At 52.8% G+C, this 23,269-nt stretch carries 21 protein-coding genes; 18 read left to right on the top strand and 3 right to left on the bottom strand.

The genetic code is table 11. The features are described 5' to 3' along the window. From ACOYA6_RS08345 to ACOYA6_RS08290, 12 genes are all read left to right on the top strand, one after another. The coding region (locus tag ACOYA6_RS08345) for a T6SS immunity protein Tli4 family protein (protein ID WP_422654492.1) at positions 1–949 on the top strand (949 nt) is incomplete at its 5' end. 527 nt (positions 950–1,476) lie between these two features. Then, a complete protein-coding gene (locus tag ACOYA6_RS08340) occupies positions 1,477–2,049 on the top strand; it encodes a PAAR domain-containing protein (RefSeq protein ID WP_422654491.1) in 573 nt (190 codons plus the stop codon). Beyond that, positions 2,049–2,828: a hypothetical protein gene (locus ACOYA6_RS08335; protein WP_286172521.1), complete on the top strand. Its 780-nt coding sequence runs from the start codon at positions 2,049–2,051 to the stop codon at positions 2,826–2,828. Before ACOYA6_RS08340 ends, ACOYA6_RS08335 begins: the two co-directional genes overlap by 1 nt. Next, entirely contained in the window at positions 2,813–3,160 is a 348-nt protein-coding gene (locus tag ACOYA6_RS08330; protein ID WP_138369168.1) for a DUF7079 family protein, read from the top strand. Before ACOYA6_RS08335 ends, ACOYA6_RS08330 begins: the two co-directional genes overlap by 16 nt. A gap of 144 nt (positions 3,161–3,304) precedes the next feature. Beyond that, a complete protein-coding gene (locus ACOYA6_RS08325; protein ID WP_422654490.1) occupies positions 3,305–4,429 on the top strand; it encodes a hypothetical protein in 1,125 nt (374 codons plus the stop codon). After that, positions 4,426–7,863 (top strand): ImcF-related family protein, encoded by a 3,438-nt coding sequence (locus ACOYA6_RS08320; protein ID WP_422654489.1) that lies wholly within the window; start codon positions 4,426–4,428, stop codon positions 7,861–7,863. The genes ACOYA6_RS08325 and ACOYA6_RS08320 overlap by 4 nt, the downstream gene beginning before the upstream one ends. After that, a complete protein-coding gene (gene tssA, locus ACOYA6_RS08315) occupies positions 7,863–9,464 on the top strand; it encodes a type VI secretion system protein TssA (RefSeq protein ID WP_422654488.1) in 1,602 nt (533 codons plus the stop codon). Before ACOYA6_RS08320 ends, tssA begins: the two co-directional genes overlap by 1 nt. Positions 9,465–9,507: 43 nt before the next feature. Further along, a complete protein-coding gene (gene tssF, locus ACOYA6_RS08310; RefSeq protein ID WP_422654487.1) occupies positions 9,508–11,262 on the top strand; it encodes a type VI secretion system baseplate subunit TssF in 1,755 nt (584 codons plus the stop codon). Next, complete coding sequence (gene tssG, locus ACOYA6_RS08305) at positions 11,226–12,311, top strand: type VI secretion system baseplate subunit TssG (protein ID WP_422654486.1); 1,086 nt, start codon at positions 11,226–11,228, stop codon at positions 12,309–12,311. The genes tssF and tssG overlap by 37 nt, the downstream gene beginning before the upstream one ends. After that, positions 12,289–12,834: a type VI secretion system lipoprotein TssJ gene (tssJ, locus tag ACOYA6_RS08300; protein ID WP_138369163.1), complete on the top strand. Its 546-nt coding sequence runs from the start codon at positions 12,289–12,291 to the stop codon at positions 12,832–12,834. The genes tssG and tssJ overlap by 23 nt, the downstream gene beginning before the upstream one ends. Beyond that, on the top strand, positions 12,834–13,289 hold the full coding sequence (tssE, locus tag ACOYA6_RS08295) for a type VI secretion system baseplate subunit TssE (protein WP_138369162.1): 456 nt from the start codon (positions 12,834–12,836) through the stop codon (positions 13,287–13,289). Before tssJ ends, tssE begins: the two co-directional genes overlap by 1 nt. Before the next feature lie 23 nt (positions 13,290–13,312). Continuing rightward, positions 13,313–14,608: a VasL domain-containing protein gene (locus ACOYA6_RS08290; RefSeq protein ID WP_422654485.1), complete on the top strand. Its 1,296-nt coding sequence runs from the start codon at positions 13,313–13,315 to the stop codon at positions 14,606–14,608. Between the two features lie 114 nt (positions 14,609–14,722). On the opposite strand, the gene ACOYA6_RS08285 is transcribed toward ACOYA6_RS08290, so the two are convergent. Both ACOYA6_RS08285 and ACOYA6_RS08280 read right to left on the bottom strand, forming a co-directional pair. After that, complete coding sequence (locus ACOYA6_RS08285; protein WP_422654484.1) at positions 14,723–15,292, bottom strand: DJ-1/PfpI family protein; 570 nt, start codon at positions 15,290–15,292, stop codon at positions 14,723–14,725. A gap of 51 nt (positions 15,293–15,343) precedes the next feature. Next, positions 15,344–16,576: a sensor domain-containing diguanylate cyclase gene (locus ACOYA6_RS08280; RefSeq protein WP_223073975.1), complete on the bottom strand. Its 1,233-nt coding sequence runs from the start codon at positions 16,574–16,576 to the stop codon at positions 15,344–15,346. Between the two features lie 544 nt (positions 16,577–17,120). On the opposite strand from ACOYA6_RS08280, the gene ACOYA6_RS08275 reads away from it, so the two are divergent. The 4 genes from ACOYA6_RS08275 to dbpA all read left to right on the top strand — a co-directional run bounded on the left by ACOYA6_RS08275 (position 17,121) and on the right by dbpA (position 21,248). Then, positions 17,121–18,248 carry a methyl-accepting chemotaxis protein gene (locus ACOYA6_RS08275; RefSeq protein WP_422654483.1) on the top strand — a complete coding sequence of 376 codons (1,128 nt, stop codon included), beginning with the start codon at positions 17,121–17,123 and terminating at the stop codon, positions 18,246–18,248. Between the two features lie 156 nt (positions 18,249–18,404). After that, the gene (gene zntB, locus ACOYA6_RS08270; RefSeq protein WP_138369157.1) at positions 18,405–19,388 is read left to right on the top strand and encodes a zinc transporter ZntB; all 984 of its coding nucleotides are present in this window, start codon (positions 18,405–18,407) and stop codon (positions 19,386–19,388) included. Between the two features lie 281 nt (positions 19,389–19,669). Then, the gene (gene ynaL / locus ACOYA6_RS08265) at positions 19,670–19,846 is read left to right on the top strand and encodes a proline-rich small protein YnaL (protein WP_422654482.1); all 177 of its coding nucleotides are present in this window, start codon (positions 19,670–19,672) and stop codon (positions 19,844–19,846) included. A gap of 28 nt (positions 19,847–19,874) precedes the next feature. Continuing rightward, positions 19,875–21,248, top strand: a complete 1,374-nt coding sequence (dbpA, locus tag ACOYA6_RS08260; protein WP_138369156.1) for an ATP-dependent RNA helicase DbpA — start codon at positions 19,875–19,877, stop codon at positions 21,246–21,248. Positions 21,249–21,293: 45 nt separating this feature from the next. On the opposite strand, the gene ttcA is transcribed toward dbpA, so the two are convergent. Next, a complete protein-coding gene (gene ttcA / locus ACOYA6_RS08255; protein WP_422654481.1) occupies positions 21,294–22,229 on the bottom strand; it encodes a tRNA 2-thiocytidine(32) synthetase TtcA in 936 nt (311 codons plus the stop codon). Positions 22,230–22,470: 241 nt separating this feature from the next. Here ttcA and ACOYA6_RS08250 point away from each other — a divergent pair, with 241 nt between their 5' ends. Continuing rightward, a complete protein-coding gene (locus tag ACOYA6_RS08250; RefSeq protein WP_225759512.1) occupies positions 22,471–22,548 on the top strand; it encodes a hypothetical protein in 78 nt (25 codons plus the stop codon). Positions 22,549–22,762: 214 nt separating this feature from the next. Continuing rightward, positions 22,763–23,269, top strand: a complete 507-nt coding sequence (locus tag ACOYA6_RS08245) for a hypothetical protein (RefSeq protein WP_039028497.1) — start codon at positions 22,763–22,765, stop codon at positions 23,267–23,269.

Genomic DNA, 23,269 nt, shown 5'->3' with positions numbered 1-23,269 from the left:
GCTCGACCTGCCATCATCCTTTACGGCTTATAATGACTCAGCCCCGCTGGATAAAAATATCTGGGCGGCGGTAATTTCCAGACCGGAAGATATGTATAAAACTTATCTTGCTACCAAGAAAATGTACCATCCAGGTTTTGTTCAACAGTTGATAAGAAGGGAGGCTGGATTACGTGCAAGCAATACACTCAGAAGTGAAAACATGCCCTTTTTGAAAAAGGTCTGGCAGTTACCGGATGGTATGGATGGTGTAATATTTGAAAGGAATGTAAACGAAAGTGTTGCAGATGCAATGCGAATTCTGGAAGGTTATCTGTATACCAACGGTGTGGTCATCAAGCTACAAAAGCAAACAGTAAATAATTCAGCTTCACGTTATGAAAGGCAACGCAATGGTGATCCAATTCAAAACTATGTAGAAAGTGATGTCAGCCAGATGCAGTCGCTGATGGCGAGAATCAGCGGCAGGGGTAATGATGCCATTCCGACGAAGCCTGGATCCTGTATCACCCACGCGTTTATTGCCACAGACCCGACCTCCGAGGACAGGGAAGATATTTCTGTTGGTTTTGAAAGCAACACACTCGAATATATAAAGATTATTATCTCCACCGATAATTCTACGCGTGAAAAGGACACAGTACTGGAGAGATCTGGTGAGATAGAGAGTAATTTGTACCGAGGCCAGGTTGAAAGAAAAGGGGCTTTTATTGTCAACGGCCTGCAGGCCCAGGAGTTTCTGGCAACGGGTTTACAGGTATCTCAGGACGAGCCGCGTTACGGTTTTGATATGTTCATAAATGAATTGACGGCCAGCTATAAGACCCCAAATTTTATTCTGACCATGGAGAATGACTCCATGCCGCCGACCTCCTACAGCAAAGAGGAAATTATCGCCTTCTGGGACACTATTAGCCGTAGCGTACGCGTGCGCCCCGGCGCATTCTGATCGGCCAAAAGGATGGAAAACCTTTTCATTATTAATGTGTTTGTCCGGGATAATGGTAGGAAATATCATTAAAACATCACAGTTCGCCATGAAAATAATGATTTTTTTGGTGGCGATATGGATAACACAATTAAAGGTTCGGACTAAACCCTTTTTAACCGTAGTACGCAAATTAATGAAACGCTTAAAACCTCAAACCAGGACACCATTAAGAATGTGGAACTCTTACCTAACGGTATTCTGGCGTTATCATGGTTTTTTGGTAGTACACAAACCATCAGGAATACAGCAACAAGAAAGGATGGAAAGAACACAATTTCAGGCTTAATACTAATGAACGTGATGCTACACCGGATAAGCCAAATTTTAATATAGGGTTCGGCAGTAAGCAAAAAAACGTGCTACAGCGAAGCGCAGATGATAGAAATCTGGGGCCGACTGGGGAATTCCGTGCGCTATAAATACTCGCTAGTAAATTTTTGAATATTTTTCGCATACTCTCATAATATTTCAAACAAGGAAACACGATGGGCGTCGGCTATTTTTTAAGAGTCGGTGATAGTACCACCTGTGGCGGGAAGATCCTTACCGGCGATTCAACGTTTCAATGGTACGGCGTTTCTGCTGCCAGAGAAGGGGATATGGTTAGCTGTGGTAAACACCCGGGAACTTATAAAGTCTTAGGAGGGATCGCTGCTACCTTTAATGAAGGGGTGGCTCTTGCGGGGTCGCTTGATAGTTTTAGCTCCTGTCCGTGCCATGCAAAATTTATCCCTGGCATTTCGGATAGTTACTCTAAGGATGATGCAGGAGGATTGGCAGAAGCAATTCCCACTATTATAGAAGCTAATTCTGTAATGGATAATTTATGGATAAGCTTTTCTCTACCAATAAAAGAAGATTATTCAGGCCTTAATTATCGTTTAACAATGGATGATGGCAGTGTACATCAAGGGGTGATCGATGATCATAACAAGATATACATCTCTACTGTTTCTGCAAGTACCTGTAATTTTGTTGAAATTGAACGTCCGTGCAATAACAATCTCATCGGTGAAAGTTTAACCAGTAAACTATTAAAAAATATTATGGGTGATTAATGGACTATATGATCATTAAAGGTCTATATGAGGCTGGGCAAGAGCATGAGTTGGAAACCCCTATTCTGGATAATGCAATTGCGGCGCTTGAGGGAACCGCAATCAAATTTTCCAGTGATGCTATAAATGATGCTAATGTCAGGGCCAGTTATACATCAAATATTAAAAGAGTAACATCAGAAGTAAAGGAAATGGTTAAAGCCAGGAAAATAACGGTTAAAGAAGCCTCTGAATTTTGCTATGAAATGAGAAATAAAATTCTTGCGGAGCACAGGAAATACACATCATCTACAGGCTTGTCATTTGCTGAAAAGCATAAAAAAGCACCTCCAACATTAGATGACCTCTACGATAAATATGCGTTCAAAAAATTCGAGCGTTCATTTAAAGAGTTAACTGCACAGCAGAAAAGTTTTATTCATTACGAAATTATCGAATCATCTGCACGAGGCAATCCAGAATTCAATGCATCAAACCAAAGACTTAAGGTAATGGGGAAAGTTGGTGTTTTAATAACAGCGTCATTGGCAACCTATGAAATATTAAACGCTGAAAATAAACCCAAAGAAACGATAAAACAGGGTGTGCAAATTGGCGGCGGTGTTGCTGGTGGGTGGTTAGCAGGTCTCGCCGTAGCGCCACTTTGCGGCCCGGGAGCTCCGGTCTGCGCTATTGCGCTAGTATTATTAGGTAGCGCAGCTGGCGGTATAGCAGGTTCAGTAGTTGCTGATAGTCTGGATGAGGAAATTGAGGAGTTTACAGCGTGGAAGATAAACTAGTTTACTTCGATTTGTGTGGCGCACTTTCAGATATATTTGTAGATAATGAAGTCGATTTCAAATATATATCCTCAATAGCAAAAAAATTCCCTGTCGCTATAGTTGAAGAAATTTTTTTTGAATGGGTTGCCCCGGTTTGTTACACCAATCTTCTGACGCCAGCACCTTCTGTATGGGGCGGGTTTGATAAAAAAGCGTTATGGAATGATATTTGCCGCTACAGAAATAAAAAAAGCTTTTGCGCAAAATCTAAACATAAGTGGCTTGTGTCTATTCTTAAAATAACATATAGAAAAGAATGGATGACTCTGAGATATGAAATGCTACAGTAATAATTCTAAAATAATGCATAGCTTAATGTTAGGTTTAGCCTGTTAGTGTGCAGGATGGCATTCAGTTAAAAAGATGCGTTGTTTACGAGTTTTAACTTCTTCTTCGATTTTTTTGAATCAAACATAAACATATCGAGTTTTACTATGGCGTGGCCTATACCTGATATTCCAGAAAAAAATTCGCTTCCACCACCTAACTATTGGTTATGGATAATAGTATTGATACTGATATCAATTGCAGGAGTTGCTTCGAGTTTATGGTTATGGAATATGGCAACTTACTATGAAATCTTCTTTTACGGAGCGCTGCCCGCATTGCTCATTTGGCTTTGTATATTTGGTGTGGTTTTTAATCGCTATGAGCAGTCTGTCGTAGCCAGTAGAGCCTGGAATTTCGAAACAGAACAAACTAAAGCCGAATGGCGCAGTTGGAGTCGACAACAGCTTGCCGTGGTTGGCAATGTTTTGTTTTCTCCGGAAGAAGAAGGAATGCAGGCGCTGTTAGGTGAGTTGGTAAAGGTTCCAGCATTTCCTAAAAAAGCTCGTCCATTATTCAATTCCCCGCATAGTTTTCCGTCATTAATGAAAGAAACAGACCGAAAGCTGGATCAGCAGTACCCTGGCTATCGCCATTTCTTACACTCTATTTACGTTTATGAATCACAAAACAGAGTTGACACAGAATGCAATGAATTGATTTTTCAACAATGGGATCTTATACCCCACTCAGTTCATTCAATGGAATTTTTAGAATCTCTATATGATAAAAACATTACTGACGGGTTGATATTAATTATTTCTCTCCAGAATTGGCCCCCCCGAAGCGTCGGGCAGTCAAGTGAGTTTATTTCTGCTCAGCTTATTACCTCACCTGACTTTGCTCGGCTGCATTCAATGCCTGTTATCGCTGGTATAACGCGTATGATGCCGATGGAAGCAGGAAGCATTATTAATGAGTTAAATATGTTATTTGAATACGTACAGCCCGATAAGCAGTATCTGGAATACGTTTGGCTGATGGGGGCAGCTGAAAAAACCGCCCAGGAGATAATGCAATACGCTGCTCTCCACCACTGGCCGCTGCCAGAAAAAAGGCCTCTGCATTCTATCGATCTCTCTTTTGGACCTCCTGGAGAGATGGCCTTGCCACTTTCCTTGGTTATGCTGTCTGAAGCCGCCAACAAAACGGGTAAGGATCAACTGCTGGTAAGCCAGACGCCGCAGCTAACAGGGACGCTTTGCTTGATTGCCAGGGAGCTTTACGCATGACAGATCAAAAAATAATGCTTAACGCACGCTATGGTTCATGGGGGTACTTCCTTTTAATTCTCGGTCTTGCGGGGTTAAGCGCATTTTTAATTTTTATCAATCAGGAGAGTTTGAACAAACTTGGGATTTCAATTCCAAAAATCTGGACGGTCTGGGGAACTGTCTTTGCCGTTTTGCTTTTTGGCCTGGTTGGCTCACCTGTTTGGTGGCGATGGAAGCAGAGAAGAAATCAAACTGTCTTTAAGCCGCTGGTGGCGGGCAAGAAGCTCGCTCCTTCCTCAGCAGTGGGCAGTACCAGGAGTCAATCATTCTCCAGTTTTGAAAATCATCTTCGAATTCGTTACGGATTTTTCTGGCGTAGCAAAATCCGCCTGCTGCTCGTCACTGGCAATGAAGCCTCAATCGAACAGCTGGTTCCTGGTCTGAAGACCAGCCAATGGCTGGAAGGCGAGCGTACCGTGTTGATTTACGGTGGTAGCCTGGATTCAGAGATCAACAGCGAAAAATATACTGCACTGCGCAAGCTGCGCCGTGGCCGCCCACTCGACGGTATTGTGCGCGTGATTGCCGAAGGCCAGAAGCTCACGCCGCAGATGAGTGATAACGACCTGCGCGGATTGGAGAAAATCAGTGGGGCGTTGCATTATTCTGCCCCGGTTTATTTGTGGCAGCTGTGCAGTAGCGATTGGCCACAATCAGAGCGTAAAACTCAGTCCATTGGTGTGATTTTACCGCTGCGGGCTAAGCCGGACGACGTGGCAGGGCAGTTGAATAAACTGTTGCCTCAGCTACGCGAGCAGGGGCTTTCGCAGATAGCAGATAACCGCGATTATGATTTTATGTTGCGCCTGGCTCAGCAGCTTGAGTATGGCGGCAGCGAAGATTGGAAGATGCGTTTAGCGCCGTGGTTGTACAGCGCACAGCAGCGTGTCCCGCTTAGCGGCTTGATGTTCAGTCTCAAGGGGAATGCAGAGCCCTCAGCCGGTTCCGCCGAAGACGCGGCGCTTCGCGATCACAAACATGCTTTGACGTTCTCCTCCATCTGGCAGGGTATTTTTAAGGACTGTACCCGGGCGTGCGGCCGTCGTGTTGGCATGCCGTGGGAGCGGATGCTAGGCTGGGTGAAGATGGCGGTGATTGGCTCCTGGGGGGGAGGCATACTGATCTCCTTTGCTTTGAACTACGGTCAAATCTCTTCTGTGGCGAACAAGGCGCATGATTTAGTTGAGCATCCTTCCGTTTCTGATTACCACTTGACGGCATTGCATGAACTGCGAAACGACGCCGGTCGCCTGCTCCACCATATTAAGGAGGGGGCGCCATGGTACCAGCGCTTCGGTCTGGACCATACCCGGCAGTTGCTCGATGCGATGCTGCCCTGGTACGGCGTGGCGAATAACCGCCTGATACGCGACCCGGCGAATCAGGCGCTGACACAGAAACTCAGCGCCCTGGTAAACTCCGCCCCCAATAGTGATCAGCGGGCACAGCTGGCCAGACCGGGTTATGACCAGCTTAAAGCCTGGCTGATGATGGCCCGCCCGGACAAGGTCGACGGGGCATTCTTCGCGCAGACCATTAAAACCCTGCAGCCAGCGCGAACGGGCATTTCAACCGGGCTTTGGCAGAGCCTGGCGCCGGATTTGTGGGCCTTCTACATCAACGAACTGCCGGCGCAGCCACAGTGGAAAATCACGCCTGATGCGCAGCTGGTCAGCCAGAGCCGCCAGGTGCTGCTGCAGCAAATCGGGCGGCGCAACGCGGAAAGCACGCTGTATGAGAACATGCTCAAATCCGTGCGCCGTAACTTTGCCGATGTGTCTCTGGAGGACATGACCGGCGGGACCGATGCCCGTCGCCTGTTCACCAGCGACGAGGCCGTGCCGGGCATGTTCACCCGTCAGGCCTGGGAGGGGGGTATTCAGCAGGCTATCGAAAAGGCCGCTAATTCCCGCCGGGATGAAATTGACTGGGTGCTCAGCGATTCCCGAAAAGCCGTGTCGGCTGACCTCTCGCCGGAAGCCCTGAAAGCACGTCTGACGCAACGTTATTTCACCGATTTTGCCGGCAGCTGGCTGGGCTTTCTCAACAGTCTGCAACTTAACCCGGTGAACAACATTGCAGATGTCACAGACCAGCTGACGCTGATGAGTGATGTCCGCCAGTCGCCGCTGATTGCCCTGATGAACACCCTCGCCTGGCAGGGACAGACCGGTCAGCAAAGTGAACGCCTTTCGGAGTCCATCATTAAATCGGCTAAAGACCTGGTGGGTGGACAGGACAAACCCGCGATTGACCAGACAGCGTCAGGCCCGGAAGGACCTCTGGATGAAACCTTCGGCCCGCTGCTTCAGCTTCTGGGTAAAAACAAAGGCAACAACGTGATGTCGGCTGATAACTCCCTGAGCCTGCAGACGTACCTGACCCGCATCACCCGCGTGCGCCTGCGTCTGCAACAGGTGGCCAGTGCCTCCGACCCGCAGGAGATGATGCAGACCCTGGCGCAGACCGTGTTTCAGGGCAAAAGCGTGGACCTGACCGACACCCGGCAGTACGGCAGTCTGATTTCGGCAAGCCTTGGCGAAGAGTGGAGCGGTTTTGGCAGCACGATGTTTGTGCAGCCCCTGACCCAGGCCTGGGAGACCGTGCTTCAGCCGTCGGCGGCGAGCCTCAATGACAAGTGGAGCCGTTCGGTTGTCGCGAACTGGCATACGGCATTTGACGGGCGCTTTCCGTTTGCCGCGAGCAAAAGTGATGCCTCCCTGCCGATGCTGGCCGAGTTTGTGCGCAAGGACAGCGGCCGTATTGAGCGCTTTCTGACGACAGAGCTCGGCGGTGTGTTGCACAAGGAGGGCAGTCAGTGGGTGCCGGATAAGGTCAACAGCCAGGGGCTGAGCTTTAACCCGGCGTTCCTGCGGGCGATTAATCAGCTGAGCCAGCTGTCAGACATCCTGTTTACCGATGGCAGCCAGGGCATCAGCTTTGAGCTGCAGGCACGCCCTGTGCCGCAGGTGGTGGAGACGCAACTGACCGTTGACGGACAAAAGCTGCACTACTTTAACCAGATGGCTGACTGGCAGTCCTTCCGCTGGCCGGGAGATACCTGGAAGCCGGGAACCATGCTGACCTGGACCACGGTTAACGCCGGGGCGCGTCTGTTCGGGGACTACAGCGGGACCTGGGGCTTCATTCGCTGGCTGGAGCAGGGCAAACGTCAGCAGCTTGACCGCAGTCAGTGGATGATGAACTTCACTGCGCCGGACGGTCGTACCCTGCAGTGGGTGCTGCGCTCACAGCTGGGCAGCGGGCCGCTGGCCTTACTGGCACTGCGCGGTTTCACGCTGCCGGATCGGATATTCAGCGTCGACAGCGCGGCCACGGCTCAGGCGCTGATGACCAGCACGGAAAGCAGTGATATGGACGGAATCGAATAATGAATACTTTGCAGAATCTGGTGGTTGCCTTTCAGGCGGACGACATTCAGTTGCGGCAACGGGCTCAGGTGCGCCCGGAACGCTGGCAGTCCTGGCTCGCGCCGGTTAGCGCTACCCATCTGACAGGGGAAGATCCAGGCTATGATGATGATTTTCTGCGTATCCGCGAGGAGGTCAATAAACTTTCCGGCATTGACACCGGGCTGATTTGCACGCTTGCCGAAAAACTGTTGACCACCACCGCAAAAGATATCCGGGTTGCCACCTATTACTGCTGGGCGCGTCTGCACCAGGATGGCGAAGCCGGTTTTGCCGAAGGACTCGAACTGCTGGCGATATTACTGCAGCGCTTCGGCATGCAGCTTCACCCACAGCGGGACCGCAGCCGCAAAGCTGCGCTGGATTGGCTAGCCGGTACCCGTGTACTGGATAGTCTGTCATTGTATCCGGAGGTTGTACGCGAGGATGCACAGCGTACCGCCGGAGCGTTGCTGTTGCTCAGTGACATCATGGAAACAGAGCCGGAGACGTCACGACCAGAGCTGAATGCCCTGTACAGCGCGCTAGAATCCCGCCTGATGAAGGCCGGAGGTGTGGATGCCGTGGTGCCACAGAACGCCAGCAGCCAGACGCGAATCCAACCCTCGTCTTATACGGCAGAACCTGAAGCACCGATACTGAGCCGCATAACCTCCGGTCAGGATTTGCTGGCCCAGGCCCGTACACTTACCGGATACCTGCGTGAGCAACCTGATGGCTGGCTAGCCGCACACAGGCTGATGAAAAGCCTGCGCCATGACACGCTGAGCGCTATCCCGGCACCGGATGCCGAAGGGAAAACGCGTATCGAACCGCCCCGGGCTGACCAACGAGCCATGCTCAAACGCCTGTACCTGCAGCAGAGCTGGCTGGAGATTCTGGAACAGGCAGACAGCACTTTCTCGCGTGGTGCCAATCACCTCTGGCTGGATTTGCAGTGGTATATCCATCAGGCACTTGTGAAGTCGGGGCAGGATGTATTGGCCGACATCATCACCGCCGATCTTAAAGGGCTGTTACGCCGCCTCATAGGGCTTGAAACCCTGGCCTTTAACGACGGTACGCCGTTTGCCGATGAAGTCACGCTGAGCTGGATAAACCAGAGCGTGCTGGACGATATGTCTGGCTGGCGGGATGAACCGGTCAGTGCCGTCAGTGAGGCGGATAACGATATCCTGGCCCTTGAGCCGGAAGCGCTGGAGAAAGCGGACATTGACGGCCTGGAAGCCACACTCCACTGGCTGCAGACACGGCCGGGTACCGACTCTACAAAAGATAAATGGCTGTTGCGCTTGCTGATGGCCCGCGTGGCCGAGCAGAAGGGCAAAAATGAACTGGCGCTGCATCTACTGGGTGAACTCGATGGTGCAGCTCAGACAATCACCCTCAAACAATGGGTACCGGCACTGCTGTTTGAAGTGAAATCACGTCGCCTCAGACTATTGCGCACGAAAGCCACACGCAGTGAAACCGATAAATCACGGCTTCAGCCTGAGATGGACCAGATTCTTGCCGGTCTGATTGCACTTGACCCGGCAGGCAGTGCGGTGCTTTGTGTGTAAAAAAAGCCCAGCCTACCTTTAAAATTTATAAATTCAGGTTCTTATGGACGATTTAACCCTGCGTTATTATGACGCTGAAATGCGCTACCTGCTGGAAGCGGGCGAAGAGTTTGCCCGAGCTCACCCCGAGCAGGCAGCAATGCTCAACCTTGATAAAGCCAGTGCGCGCGACCCGTACGTGGAACGTCTGTTTGAAGGCTTTGCCTTCCTGATGGGCCGCCTACGTGAGAAGCTTGACGACGACCTGCCTGAACTGACCGAAGGGCTGGTCAGCCTGCTGTGGCCGCATTACCTGCGTACCATTCCGTCAATGTCAGTGGTGGAGTTCACTCCTGACTGGCGCGAAATGAAAGAGCCGATGCGTATTGTCAAAGGCTTCGAAGTGAACTCGCGGCCGATCGGCGAGAAGGGGACCCGCTGCCGGTACACCACCACTAAAGAAATGAGCCTTCAGCCACTTTCGCTGGAGCAGGTTCGCCTGGCGACTGATTCCGAAGGTTGTTCAGTCGTCAGGCTGCGGTTTAACTGCAGCCAACTGGCGGACTGGAGCCGTATCGATCTCAGCCAACTTCCGTTCTATCTCAGTGCTGATGCGCCGCTGGCCTGCGCCATGCATGAAGCATTCACCATGAACGTGGCCCGGATGTGGCTACGGATACCCGGTGATATGGACAGAAGACCGCTCGATGGGTATTTCACCGCGCTGGGATTTGATGATGAGGATACGCTGTGGCCAAAAGGTACCAGCAGCTTTAGCGGCTATCAGCTGCTACTGGAGTACTTCACTTTCCGCGAAAAATTCATGTTCACCGGCCTTCGAGGGCTTGAGACTGTGACTTTCCCGGCAGAACTTCAATGGTTTGAAATCGACATGGTTCTGACGGAGCGCTGGGAACACGACTTCAGCTTTACGGAGAAACACCTGCGATTAAACTGTGTGCCGGTGATTAACCTGTTCCCGCTGGAGTCCGACCCGCTGACGATCAACTCACTGCAAACCGAATACATGCTGCGCCCGATGCGTGTGCAGGATGGCCATACCGAGATATACACGGTGGATTCGGTGATCTCATCGAACCAGCACACCTATGTCCCGTTCTCAAGCTTCCGCCACAAAGGTGGAATGATGCGTCATGAAGCGCCGGAATATTACTACCACACCCGCGTGCGCCGTGGCCCGTCAGGGCTGCATAACACCTGGCTTATCCTCGGGGGCGAAGCTTTTGATAACCACACGGTACCAGAAGATGAAAGCCTGTCGCTGACGCTCACCGGTACTAATGGCCAACTACCACGACGGGCGCTGCAAAGCACTGTGCTCGATACGGTAATGAAAACCACCTCGGCCAGTGTCGCCGTACGAAATCTGTGTGCGCCGACGTTGCCCTGCTACCCACCGGCACAGGACCGTTTTCACTGGCGCGTGCTGAGCCATCTTGGTAGTGGGTTCCTGTCGATGATGGATAACGCCGACGTGCTGCGCGGTACCCTCGCGCTGTACGAATGGACCGACAGCGAGATGAATCGCCGTCGTCTGGAAGCCATCATTGACGTGAAGCACAGTGAAACCGAGCGTTTCGAGCAGGGCTACCTGGTGCGCGGTGTGCAGATTGAGGTGACGCTTGACAGCCACGGCTTTGCCGGGCGTGGCGACATTTGCCTGTTTGGTGAGATGCTGAGCCGTTTCTTCGCGCTGTACACCGACATCTATCTGTTTAACCGCCTGATCATCATTCTGCAACCAACCGGAGAGCGCCTGGAATGGGAAGAGAAGCACAACCGTCGCATTCCCGGCTGACCCCGAGGCTGGAAGCTGACCTCCACTGCATGAATTTTTATCGTTTTTGTCAGTTACTGGAGAAGCGTAATCCGGGCAGGCCGCTGATGGGCTCGACCAGCCATCTGGCACACGATCCGGTGCGATTTGCGCCGCATCCGGGAATGGGGTTCCCGGCGAGCGAACTGAAATCAATTGAATATGATGAAGAGGACGGCACTAACCCGCCGGTCATCCGCACCACCTTTATGGGGATGTACGGCGTGGATGCGCCGCTCCCGACAGCGTATCTCGATGACATCACCCAGCGCAGGGATGGGCACGAGGCGCTGCAGGGATTTCTGGATATCTTCAGTCACCGAATCCTGACGCAGTTCTATCGCATCTGGCGAAAATACTCTTACCCGGCCACGTTTGAGCCTGGCGGGACCGACAGCATTTCGCAATCGCTGCTGGGTCTGGTGGGACTGGGCATACCGGGTACCGCAGAGCATATTGCGACTCCGGTATCCCGTTTTCTGTCGTTGCTTGGCGTGCTGCGGCAGCCTGGAAAAACCCAGGAGGGGATACAGGCACTGGTGAGCCTGCTGGCACCCGGTACCATAGTGAAAGTGAGTCCCTATTGCCTGCGTCCGGTCGAGGTCAGTCAGCCACTGGGTTTTTACGGTGATAAAGATTTTGTGCTGGACGGCAACACGCCGCTTGGCGACGAAGCGATGGATGCCAGCAGCCAGTTGTTGATTGCACTTTTTTCCGATAACGAAAACGAGTCGCAGGGCTGGAGGCCGGACGGCCAGCTGTATCAGGATTTTCTGGTAATGCTGCGCGTCTACCTCGGCTGGCGCTTTAAGGCAAAAATCACGCTGACCACTCTGACCCGCCTGCTGGCCGTTCCGCCACTCGGCGAAGGATCTTTCTGGCTCGGCATGAACGGTGTGCTGGGGGCTGAAAAGGATGAGATTGCAGAGGATATCCCGCCGACCTTTACGACGGAACTGGGCTATTACACAGGTATGCATTCTGCAACACAACAACAAGGAAACCGACGTGTTACGTACAAGTTTGATTAAGCCTGCGAGCTGGCTACCTGCACTGCTGGCGTTCAGCCTGACGGGCTGTGGAGTGACGCAGGGCGTCGCAGATGGCACCAAATCAGTCTACACCGCGGTGTTTTACAAGAAAATTAAGGTGCTCCATCTCGATTTTACGGCTCGTGAAGCACTGAATACGGATTCCCGCGAGAGTAACTCACTGTCTGAGCCGGTGGTGGTCCGTATTTACCAGCTGAAGGAACGCAAAGAGTTCGACAAAACGGTCTATCAGCAATTGCTCAAGGACGGCGAAACGATCCTCAAAGCCGATCTGCTGGCGACACGCGACGTAGTGGTAAAACCGGGCGGGGATGCAAATCTTGATATGCCGATGGAAGAGGACACGCAGTTTGTAGCGGTGGTTGGACTGTTCCGCCATCCGGATTTGACCAACAATACCTGGAAGCAGGTTCTCAAACGTAAAGATCTCGATCCGGATAAACCCCGTATTCTAGAAGCCGGAAATAACCATCTGGCGTTACAACCTCTGAAGGATGACTGATGCCACAGGGATACAACACGCCGTCGCTGTATGAAATGCTGAGTGGTAATTTCTCCGGTGGCCTCAGCCTGCGCCAGGTCAGTGAGCAGAACCAGGTGATTCTATCAGTACTCGATAACATGCAGCGCGTGCTCAACTGTCGCGCCGGTACGCTGGCGCATCTCCCGGATTACGGCCTGCCGGATATGACCAAAATTCTCCAGGGGATGCCGGGTTCAGCGCATCAACTGATTACCATACTGTCCGCGGTACTGCTGAAGTATGAGCCGCGCTTAAGCAGGGTCACGGTGGTGATGCTGGAGCAGGCGCAGCCGGGTGAATTGCGCTACGCAATCGATGCCGAACTCAAAGGCATCGGCCTTGTACGCTACGGCACCGAGTTCATGCCCGAGGGCAGGGTGCTTATCCGGCACCTTAAACAACAGCAGTATCTGGATGCCCGCTCCGCAATTTAGCCCTTCTTCAGACTGAAAATATCATGACAACACCTTCTGAGCGCCCCTATAAAACCGGGGGCGATCCGCGCACGCTTGCGGACTATGTCGCCCTGCGTAATGAAATGAATAAGCTGACGCATCCGGCGCGCCCGGATGTGAACTGGCAGCATGCGGAAAAACTGAGCCTGTCCCTGTTTGAACATAACGGCGCGGATCTGCAAACCGCTGCATGGTACACCCTGGCACGCGCACATCTCGCCGGGTTGCCTGGACTGAACGAAGGGTTAGCGATTTTGACCGCGCTGGTGACTCGTGAGTGGGACACTCTATGGCCGCAACCGGCCCAGGTCCGCATGGAAATCCTCAATACCCTGAGTCAACGGCTCCAGCGGGTGTTGCGTAGCCAGTCCCCGGCGCATGCCGATCTCATTCAGCTTTCTCAGGCGGAGGAGTATCTGAACGTGCTGGACGACGTATTACAGCGTCTGGACGTTGCGCGAGTCGTCCAGTTCGACACCCTGCGTGCGCAGATGCATAGCGCTGCGACACGGTTGAGAAACAGCAATGGGGTGGATAACAAGCCTCCTGTGCAGGTTACCGCCCCGGCTCAATCGTTGAATGAAGCGACAGAGGTTAAATGCGATCCTGTTGTTCAACCTGAATCGTTGCCCGAGCCTCCATCAGCCGCGAAGCCCTGGAAGCCCTTTGCCGCCGGGATGCTGACCATGCTGGTGCTGGGCGGAACCTTGGTGGAGGGATGGCAGTTAATGCATCAGCCTGATCCCGTGCAGGGGCAGCTTACCTCATTGCCTGCAGCGCTTTCTGCTGAGCAGCTACAAACGCTGCAACACTCTTCTCAGTCATCGGAGAGTGGAATTTTCCAGACACAGCAGCAGCTGGCACAGCTGATAGCGCTAAAGCCAGACTGGGCGCTGAGCTATGGCGATAACCTGGTGCAGCAGGCGCTCAGGCTATGGCCTGAACAGGGGAAAAGCCTGGCGCAGCAGTGGCAACAGCAGAAGATTGCTATTGCGCTGGCACCGGAAAATCTGACCGGCTGGCATCAGGGTGTGACGCAGCTTGAGCAACTGGCGGCCCGGCTTAACGCGCTGGACGAGCAGAAGGGCAAATATATGACCGTCAGCGAACTGAAATCGGCGGTCTTTGCCATTCTGCAGTCGCTTAACCGCACCGTTCCGGCAGAGGAGCAGCTGCGCCAGCTCTCCGTTACTCCCCCCGGGCAAGCCAGTAACGCCGTGCGGCAGAGCCAGGTGGAGCAACATCTGCAGCAGCTGATTGCTTCTTATGCTGCGCTGAAACATGGCCTGGCTGAATAAAGGCTGTTTGGGGCAAACAGAAAATTTCAGGGACGACAGCGTGTTAGCCAGAGAGCGTTATTTTGACGCTGTCGACAGGCTGGCCTGAACCGCCAGCCTGTCTAAATTCAACTCTTACTTCTGCAACACCTCAGCGAATTTCGCCAGCCATTGCGGATGGGCAGGCCAGGCCGGAGCAGTAACCAGATTGCCGTCGACGTGCGCCTGGTCAATACCGATATCGGCATACTCTCCGCCGCTGAGTCGAACTTCCGGCGCGCAGGCAGGGTAGGCGCTACAGGTTCGACCTTTCAGGACACCAGCAGCGGCCAGCAGTTGCGGGCCGTGGCAAACGGCGGCAATCGGCTTACCTGCCTGGTCAAAAGCGCGCACCAGTTCAAGCACCTGCTCATTAAGACGCAGATATTCCGGCGCGCGTCCGCCTGGAATTAACAGGGCGTCGTAATCCGCCTCTTTAACCCCGGTAAAATCGGCGTTGAGAACAAAGCGGTGCCCGGGCTTCTCGCTGTAGGTCTGAGCCCCGTCGAAATCATGGATCGCCGTCATGATATAATCGCCTTTAGCCTTATCAGGGCAGACCGCGTCAACCTGATGGCCAATCATCTGTAATGCCTGAAAAGGCACCATAGTTTCGTAATCTTCAGCGTAATCCCCGACCAGCATTAAAATCTTCTTGCTCATCATCATCACTCCTCACGCAATAAACTGAAAAACAGATGACACCGGCAGGCAGTGTCAGGCCGCCAGCACTTTGTTACGACCATCATTTTTGGCGCGATACAGCGCATCGTCCACACGCTTAAACAGCTCGTCGATGCTTTCATCCGGGTTATGCCGCGCAACGCCAATACTCACAGTAAAGCGGGGCAGACCGGGAATGGCAATGCGGGCGATGGCCGCGCGCAGGGTCTCTGCGATCTGCATCGCTGCATCCAGAGAGGTGCGGGGCAGCAGCAGCACAAACTCCTCACCTCCCCAGCGGAACACGTAATCGTCTTTCCGACTACAGCTTTCCAGCGTCCGTGCGAGGGCAATTAATACTTCGTCGCCTTTCTGATGCCCGAACACATCGTTGATACCCTTAAAATGGTCAGTATCCACCAGCAGCAGGCTGAACTCCTGCTGGGCCGGGAGATGGTTCGGTGAGGTATTATCGGTGAGATTATAAAACTGACGGCGGTTGAGCAGGCCGGTTAATGAGTCGCGCAGCGCGGCGTGTTCAAGCTCCTGCTCAAGACGTTTTTGCTCGGTGATATCGTGAATAATGCAGAGCATCAGTTTATCGCCGTAGATCTCAATCGGCCCGGCATAGGTTTGTACGTGCCGGGTGGAGCCGTCGGCAAGGCGATGGATAAAGTTGAGCGGCTTATGGCCGCCGGGCAGACGCGCAATCTCCATCATCACCGGCATAATGTTTCGCCCAAGGGTGTTGATCTCCCAGGTGTGCTTGCTGCACATCTCTTCGTGGATATAGCCGTAAAAGTTGAGGGCTGCGAGATTGGCATCCACGATCAGGCCGTCCCGGGCGGGATCGATTAACAGCATTGGGGCGCTGTTGGTCTGGAAAAAGCGGGCGTAAAAGCCCTGTTTCTTGCGCTGATAGGTGCCTGAACGGGTGGCCTTGAGGCCCGTTACCGGCTGCCGCGCCATCCCTTCAAAGACAATCACCTCGCCGAGAGTGTCAAAAACGGCCAGCGAGAGGCGACAAGTGAGGCTGGTCTGCTGGCGATCCGCCACCACACTCCAGACTTCAATAATTTCCTGACGGGCTTTTAAATCCGGCACGTACATCGCAAGTGTCGCCTGGGCATGGGCCGAGCAGACACCTTTACGCAGCATGTCCAGTGTTGCATCCTGCATAATCGTTTTGGCTGCCGTATTGGCGAACAGCACATCCTCCGTTACCGGGGATACTAACCATACGGGCGTTTTAAGCATATCCAGTGCATCAAACCCTGAAGGCGACATAGCTCATCTCATTTATCGTCAAGCGAAATACCGGAAGGCCACGACGGAGCGGCACACGCCGGGTTCTTTGAAACATACTCCACTTCATCCGCTCGGGCAGAATTTTTTTGTGATATCAGCGTGAATTTCGTATTAATTTTACCAACTGGAACAGTTTTATTCGCCACTACGCCCGGAGCTATCTATTTAATTCAGTATCGGATCGCTGATATGAAAACATTAATATTATTTTGCATTAAGAGAGGAAATAACCCGCGCCATGCTATTTAAGCAGGGCTAAATACCACACCCCGGAACAGCTATGCAGCTTAAGTATAAAGGTTAAATGGCATTGTTAAGCATATAATCCGTAAAAAGACCTGGGTGCGCAATGATTCAGGTGGAACACCCGTTCGCGCAGGAGGATCAGGGTTTATGCTCTGCCTTAAGGTAAACTATGGTGTGTATGTCATTAATAGTTTGTCTATACGAAATGTAAGTGAAAAAATAAAAACTGAATGCTATATAGTTGTTACCTTCCGAAAATAGCGTTGTAGGATCTATTATGCTTAGAAATATAAGTGTGAGGACTTTTATTCTGAGTTATCTGGTAGTTGTGTTTTTGGTAATTGATGGACTGGTAGTATTTTTAGCGCCGCAAATGTCTTTGTTAATATTACTTAACTGTTTATTTGTCATCACATGGGGTTTTCTGTGGCTTTACATGACTCAGTACCTGGTCGTGCCAATCAATACGGTGAAGAAGACTATCGAAGAGGTTGTCTCTGGGAATTTGGGCGTCACGATCCCGGAATTTGGTAACAACTGCGCTGGCAGACTGATCCCGGGCATAAATACGCTGTCGCACAATCTGGCGACCCTGGTGCGCGAGATCCGATCGTCATCCCATACCGCGATGACGCTTTCTGAACAACTCGCCGCCCGCAGCACGGCGCTGGCCTCTAAAACCGAGCTGCAGTCTGCGTCTCTGATCCAGACCTCCGCCAGCATGGAACAGATGGCCGCCACCACCAAAAATACGGCGGATAACACCCGGCTCGCCAATGAGAAAGCCAGTGTGGCAACACATCAGGCTAAAAAAGGCGGCGAACTGATGGGGCAGGTTGCTAACAACATGCACTCCATTACTGAATGCGCCCAGCAGATGACGGAGATTATCACCCTGATTGACGGCATTGCGTTCCAGACCAACATCCTGGCGCTGAATGCGGCGGTCGAAGCCGCCCGGGCTGGCGATCATGGTAAAGGCTTTTCCGTTGTGGCGGGGGAAGTACGCAGCCTGGCGCATCGGAGCGCCGAAGCGGCCAAAAATATCAAATCCCTGATCGACGTCACCAGCAGCAACGTCAGTCAGGGGGCGATGGTAGTAGCGGAAGCCGAAAAGAACATGCATGAGATCGTCAGCGGCTCCGGGCAGGTCAGCAAATTGATGGACGAAATCTCTACCTCGACCTACGAGCAGGAGAGGGGCATCGCACAGATCACCCAGGCGTTGAGCGATCTGGAGCAGGTGACCCAGAGCAACGTGGTAATGGTAGAGGAGCTTTCGGGCTCATCGGCCGTACTGAAAAATCAGGTCGTTGAACTGCAAACACGCACCCGCAACTTCCATCTCGAACCGGGAGCCTCTGCGCCCAGGTATGACGGGCGAAGCTATCCCGCCCGTGCCTGACAATAAAGCCTGGTTCGCCAGGCTTTTTTTACGCGCTACAGGGTTCAGGAATAGTCTCTTTTATGAATAATTTCAGCGCGATGCCTGGGGAAAGTGTTGCTTAAGCTGGCAGGGTGGCTAGACTGACAGCAAAGAACAGCTACTGGCGGAGGCGCTGTGGAAGGCATAAAAGGATCGGAAGTTAACGTTCCTGACGCAGTTTTTGCATGGGTACTGGATGGTAAAGGCGGAGCAAGGCCGCTCACCGACGATGACGTTATCGATCAGCAGCATCCTTGCTGGCTGCACCTGAACTACACCCACCCGGAGAGCGCCCACTGGCTGGCCTCGACGCCGTTATTACCCAACAACGTGCGCGACGCGCTGGCTGGCGAGAGCCTCCGTCCTCGGGTCACCCGCATGGGCGAGGGGACGTTAATTACGCTGCGCTGCATTAACGGCAGTACCGATGAGCGGCCGGATCAACTGGTGGCGATGCGCCTCTATATGGACGAACGCCTGATTGTCTCCACCCGGCAGCGAAAAGTGCTGGCGCTGGACGATGTCATCGGCGATTTAAAAGAGGGCACCGGTCCGCAGGATTGCGGCGGCTGGCTGGTGGATGTCTGCGACGCGCTCACCGATCACGCCAGTGAGTTTATAGAAGAGCTGCACGATAAAATTATCGACCTGGAAGACAATCTCATCGACCAGCAGATACCGCCCCGTGGCTTTCTGGCGTTACTGCGCAAACAGCTGATTGTTATGCGCCGCTACATGGCGCCGCAGCGCGATGTTTATGCCAGGCTGGCGAGCGAACGTCTTCCGTGGATGAGCGACGATCAGCGCCGCAGAATGCAGGATATCGCCGAGCGGCTGGGACGCGGGCTGGATGAAATTGATGCCTGTATCGCCCGAACGGCAGTCATGACCGACGAAATCGCCCAGGTGATGCAGGAGTCGCTCTCCCGCAGAACCTACACCATGTCGCTGATGGCGATGGTCTTTTTGCCCAGCACCTTCCTGACCGGCCTGTTCGGCGTCAACCTTGGGGGCATCCCCGGCGGCGATTTCCGCTTCGGCTTCTCGCTGTTTTGCATCATGTTAGTGGTATTGATTGGTGGTGTTGCATGGTGGTTACATCGCAGTAAATGGCTGTAAATTTACATTTTTTTGACGTGATAACGTTCTTAAAACGCCATTTTAATTGAGCGAAGTCAAAAAACGATTTACCCATAAGGTGCAATATCTCTCCCGCAGGTGAATGCAACGTCAAGCGATGGGCGTTGCGCTCCATATTGTCTTACTTCCTTTTTTGAATTACTGCATAGCAAAATTGATTCGTACGACGCCGACTTAAATAAGTCGGCTTTTTTTTGCCTGCAATCCAGCAGCGACTACCCTAAAAGAGACCAACGCGTTTTCTGGAGGGTAATATGGCCATGCTCTTAACACTGCTGCTGCAACAAACGCGGCTATCGGACCCGGTGCCTACCGATCCGGTGCCCGTTCCCGATCCTATCCCACGCCCGCAGCCGATGCCTGATCCACCGCCTGATGAAGTGCCGATTAAAATGTCGCATCACAGGCAGAGATCTGCGAGGATACGCGCCTGCTGACTGTGAGTCTTTTACCGCGAGAATAACTGTGACTGCTTTTTCAACGCTGAACGTACTGCCTGCCGCCCAACTCGATAACCTTAACGAGTTGGGTTACCTGACGATGACCCCTGTACAAGCTGCCGCGCTGCCAGCGATCCTGGAAGGACGCGACGTCCGTGTGCAGGCCAAAACCGGCAGTGGTAAGACGGCTGCCTTTGGCCTTGGGCTGTTGCAGCAAATTGACGCCACGCTGTTCCAGACGCAGTCCCTGGTGCTCTGCCCGACGCGCGAGCTGGCGGATCAGGTTGCGGGTGAGCTACGTCGGCTGGCGCGTTTTCTGCCGAACACCAAAATTTTAACCCTGTGCGGCGGACAACCCTTCGGCGCGCAGCGTGACTCTCTGCAGCATGCTCCACACATTATCGTTGCCACGCCGGGGCGATTGCTCGATCACCTGCAGAAAGGCACGGTCTCTCTTGATGCGCTGCAAACCCTGGTGCTGGATGAAGCCGACCGCATGCTGGATATGGGCTTCAGCGACGCCATTGATGAAGTGACCCGTTTTGCGCCGCCAACACGTCAGACGCTGCTCTTCTCCGCCACCTGGCCGGAGGCGATCGCCGCCATCAGCGGTCGCGTGCAGCAAAATCCGCTTGCCATCGAAATTGATTCCGTCGACGCGCTGCCGGCCATTGAGCAGCAGTTCTTCGATACCACCCAGCGTGGCAAAATCCCGCTGCTGCAAAAGCTGCTCAGCATTCATCAGCCTGCCTCCTGCGTGGTGTTCTGTAACACCAAAAAAGATTGTCAGGCGGTGTGTGATGCCCTGGCCGAGGCGGGCCAGAGCGCGCTGGCGCTGCATGGCGACCTGGAACAGCGCGATCGCGATCAGACTCTGGTGCGTTTCGCCAACGGCAGCGCCCGCGTGCTGGTTGCCACTGACGTCGCCGCCCGCGGTCTGGACATCAAATCCCTGGAGCTGGTAGTAAACTACGAGCTGGCCTGGGATCCGGAAGTGCATGTTCACCGTATTGGCCGTACCGCGCGTGCCGGTAACAGCGGTCTGGCGATCAGCTTCTGCGCGCCGGAAGAGGCCCAGCGCGCCAATATCCTGGCCGAGATGCTGCAAATTAAGCTGAACTGGGTGGATGCCCCGGCAAACGTCAGCATTACGCCGCTGGCAGCAGAGATGGCAACCCTGTGCATCGACGGCGGTAAAAAAGCCAAAATGCGTCCGGGCGATGTGCTGGGTGCGCTGACCGGGGATATTGGCCTGGACGGTGCGGATATCGGTAAAATCGCCGTGCATCCTGCGCACGTGTATGTGGCGGTGCGTCAGTCTGTGGCGCAGAAGGCGTGGAAACAGCTGCAAAACGGTAAGATCAAAGGCAAAAACTGCCGGGTTCGTCTGCTGAAATAAGCGGGCGGGAGAGCGTCTCAGCCTTCACGCTGAGACGCTTTAAAATCACTTCACTTCAATAACGTTCAGACGCATCTCATCCAGCTGAGAGTCATCTTCTTCCGGCTGCCAGCCGACGGGCTGCATCGGGATCTCTTCGCGATCAAACGCCAGATCGCCGCCGTTAACCACTTCAGAACCGTGCTGAATACCTTTGAAATCAAAAAGGTTGATATCGCACATGTGTGAAGGCACGACGTTCTGCATCGCGCTGAACATGGTTTCGATTCGGCCAGGATAGCGTTTGTCCCAGTCGCGCAGCATATCGGCAATCACCTGACGCTGCAGGTTTGGCTGTGAGCCGCACAGGTTGCACGGAATAATCGGGAAGGTTTTGGCCTCGGAGAAACGTTCGATGTCCTTCTCGCGGCAGTAGGCCAGCGGGCGGATCACGATGTGCTTTCCGTCGTCGCTCATCAGCTTCGGCGGCATCCCTTTCATCTTGCCGCCGTAGAACATGTTCAGGAACAGCGTCTGTAAGATGTCATCGCGGTGGTGGCCAAGGGCAATCTTGGTGCATCCCAGTTCGGTGGCGGTACGATAAAGAATGCCGCGGCGCAGGCGGGAGCAGAGCGAGCAGGTGGTTTTCCCTTCCGGGATCTTCTCTTTAACGATGCCGTAGGTATTCTCTTCGACAATCTTGTACTCAACACCCTGCTTGTCCAGGTATTCCGGTAGGATATGCTCCGGGAAGCCTGGCTGCTTCTGATCCAGGTTAACAGCAACGAGCGAGAAGTTGACCGGCGCGCTTTGCTGAAGATTGCGTAAAATTTCCAGAAGGGTGTAGCTGTCTTTGCCGCCGGACAGGCAGACCATGATGCGGTCGCCTTCTTCGATCATGTTGTAATCGGCAATGGCTTCGCCCACGTTACGGCGCAGACGCTTCTGCAGTTTGTTCAGGTTGTACTGTTCTTTCTTGGTAATATCTTGATTTTGCGACATTTAATAGTGGCTCAATTCGTTTGTGGCTAAAGCAGCTCAGGCGGCCCGGTCTGGAGAAGGCGGACTGCAGATCAACATGAAAAAGTATGGCGTGTATGGTACGGATTACGGCGATGAATGTCAGCACGTTTTACAGCAAAGGCTCGCGTTCCAGTACACCGTGATTTTCGCTATTTGCCGCCTGGCTGTTTTTCTGCAATGCAGTCTATAGTTGTAGTCCATCCACGAAAGGGAGGTACTCATGCAGTATGTTGAAAAAGATGACCCGCGCGAGGCGCCGGAATCGGGCGACAAGAAGCCCCAACCTGTTAAAAAATAGCTGAACGTGAGTCATACCCCGCCACCCGTTTTTACGGGTGGCTTTTTTATGCCTTTTTCGCCATCTCCTCACTCAGTAAGTAGTGCTGTATCACTGCAACCCACTCACCATAAAGGCGCATAGGCCGATAATAGTTGACCCTGTACGATAGAGAAGAGACAGGTAATAAAGATGATGGTGGGCAAAACAGGACTATTACAATGAGGTGATAACGATGCGTAAACAGTGGCAATTACTGGCGGGTATTTTTATTTTACTGGCAATGTTTTCATCCGTCCGGGCAAACACAACGGCAATGGGGTTGACGTTAGGCAAAACAACGTTACAGCAATTTATTACGGCTTATCCCTCGTCCCTGCATGAAGGGCGCAGTAAGTGGAGCGACGGCGATATATTCTCTATCCCTAACCGGGAGCTGGGTTTAGAGGGAGTAAAAAACAACGCCGTAATCTTCAATAAGGACGGCAAGATCACCGCCATTATGCTTGAGCTGGATAAGAGCCGATTTGATGAAGTTGAAAGTATGCTGGCGCATAAATATGTCGTGCAGAAAAAACAGATCTCTTTCGCCGGAGATAAATACGCCAGATACCAGAATGACGACGATTTAATCGAGCTTGATGCGCCCTATTTATCGCCGGTGATGAAGCTTACCTATTCAGAACAAATATTTCAGGAAGCGTATCTGAAAAAGAGCGCGGAGGAATATATCCGCCGCTGA

The sequence above is a fragment of the Leclercia barmai genome (assembly GCF_049312895.1).
Lineage (GTDB): Bacteria > Pseudomonadota > Gammaproteobacteria > Enterobacterales > Enterobacteriaceae > Enterobacter > Enterobacter barmai.
The sequence above is the reverse complement of the archived record's forward strand: the minus strand, read 5'-3'. Positions and strand labels throughout refer to the sequence as shown.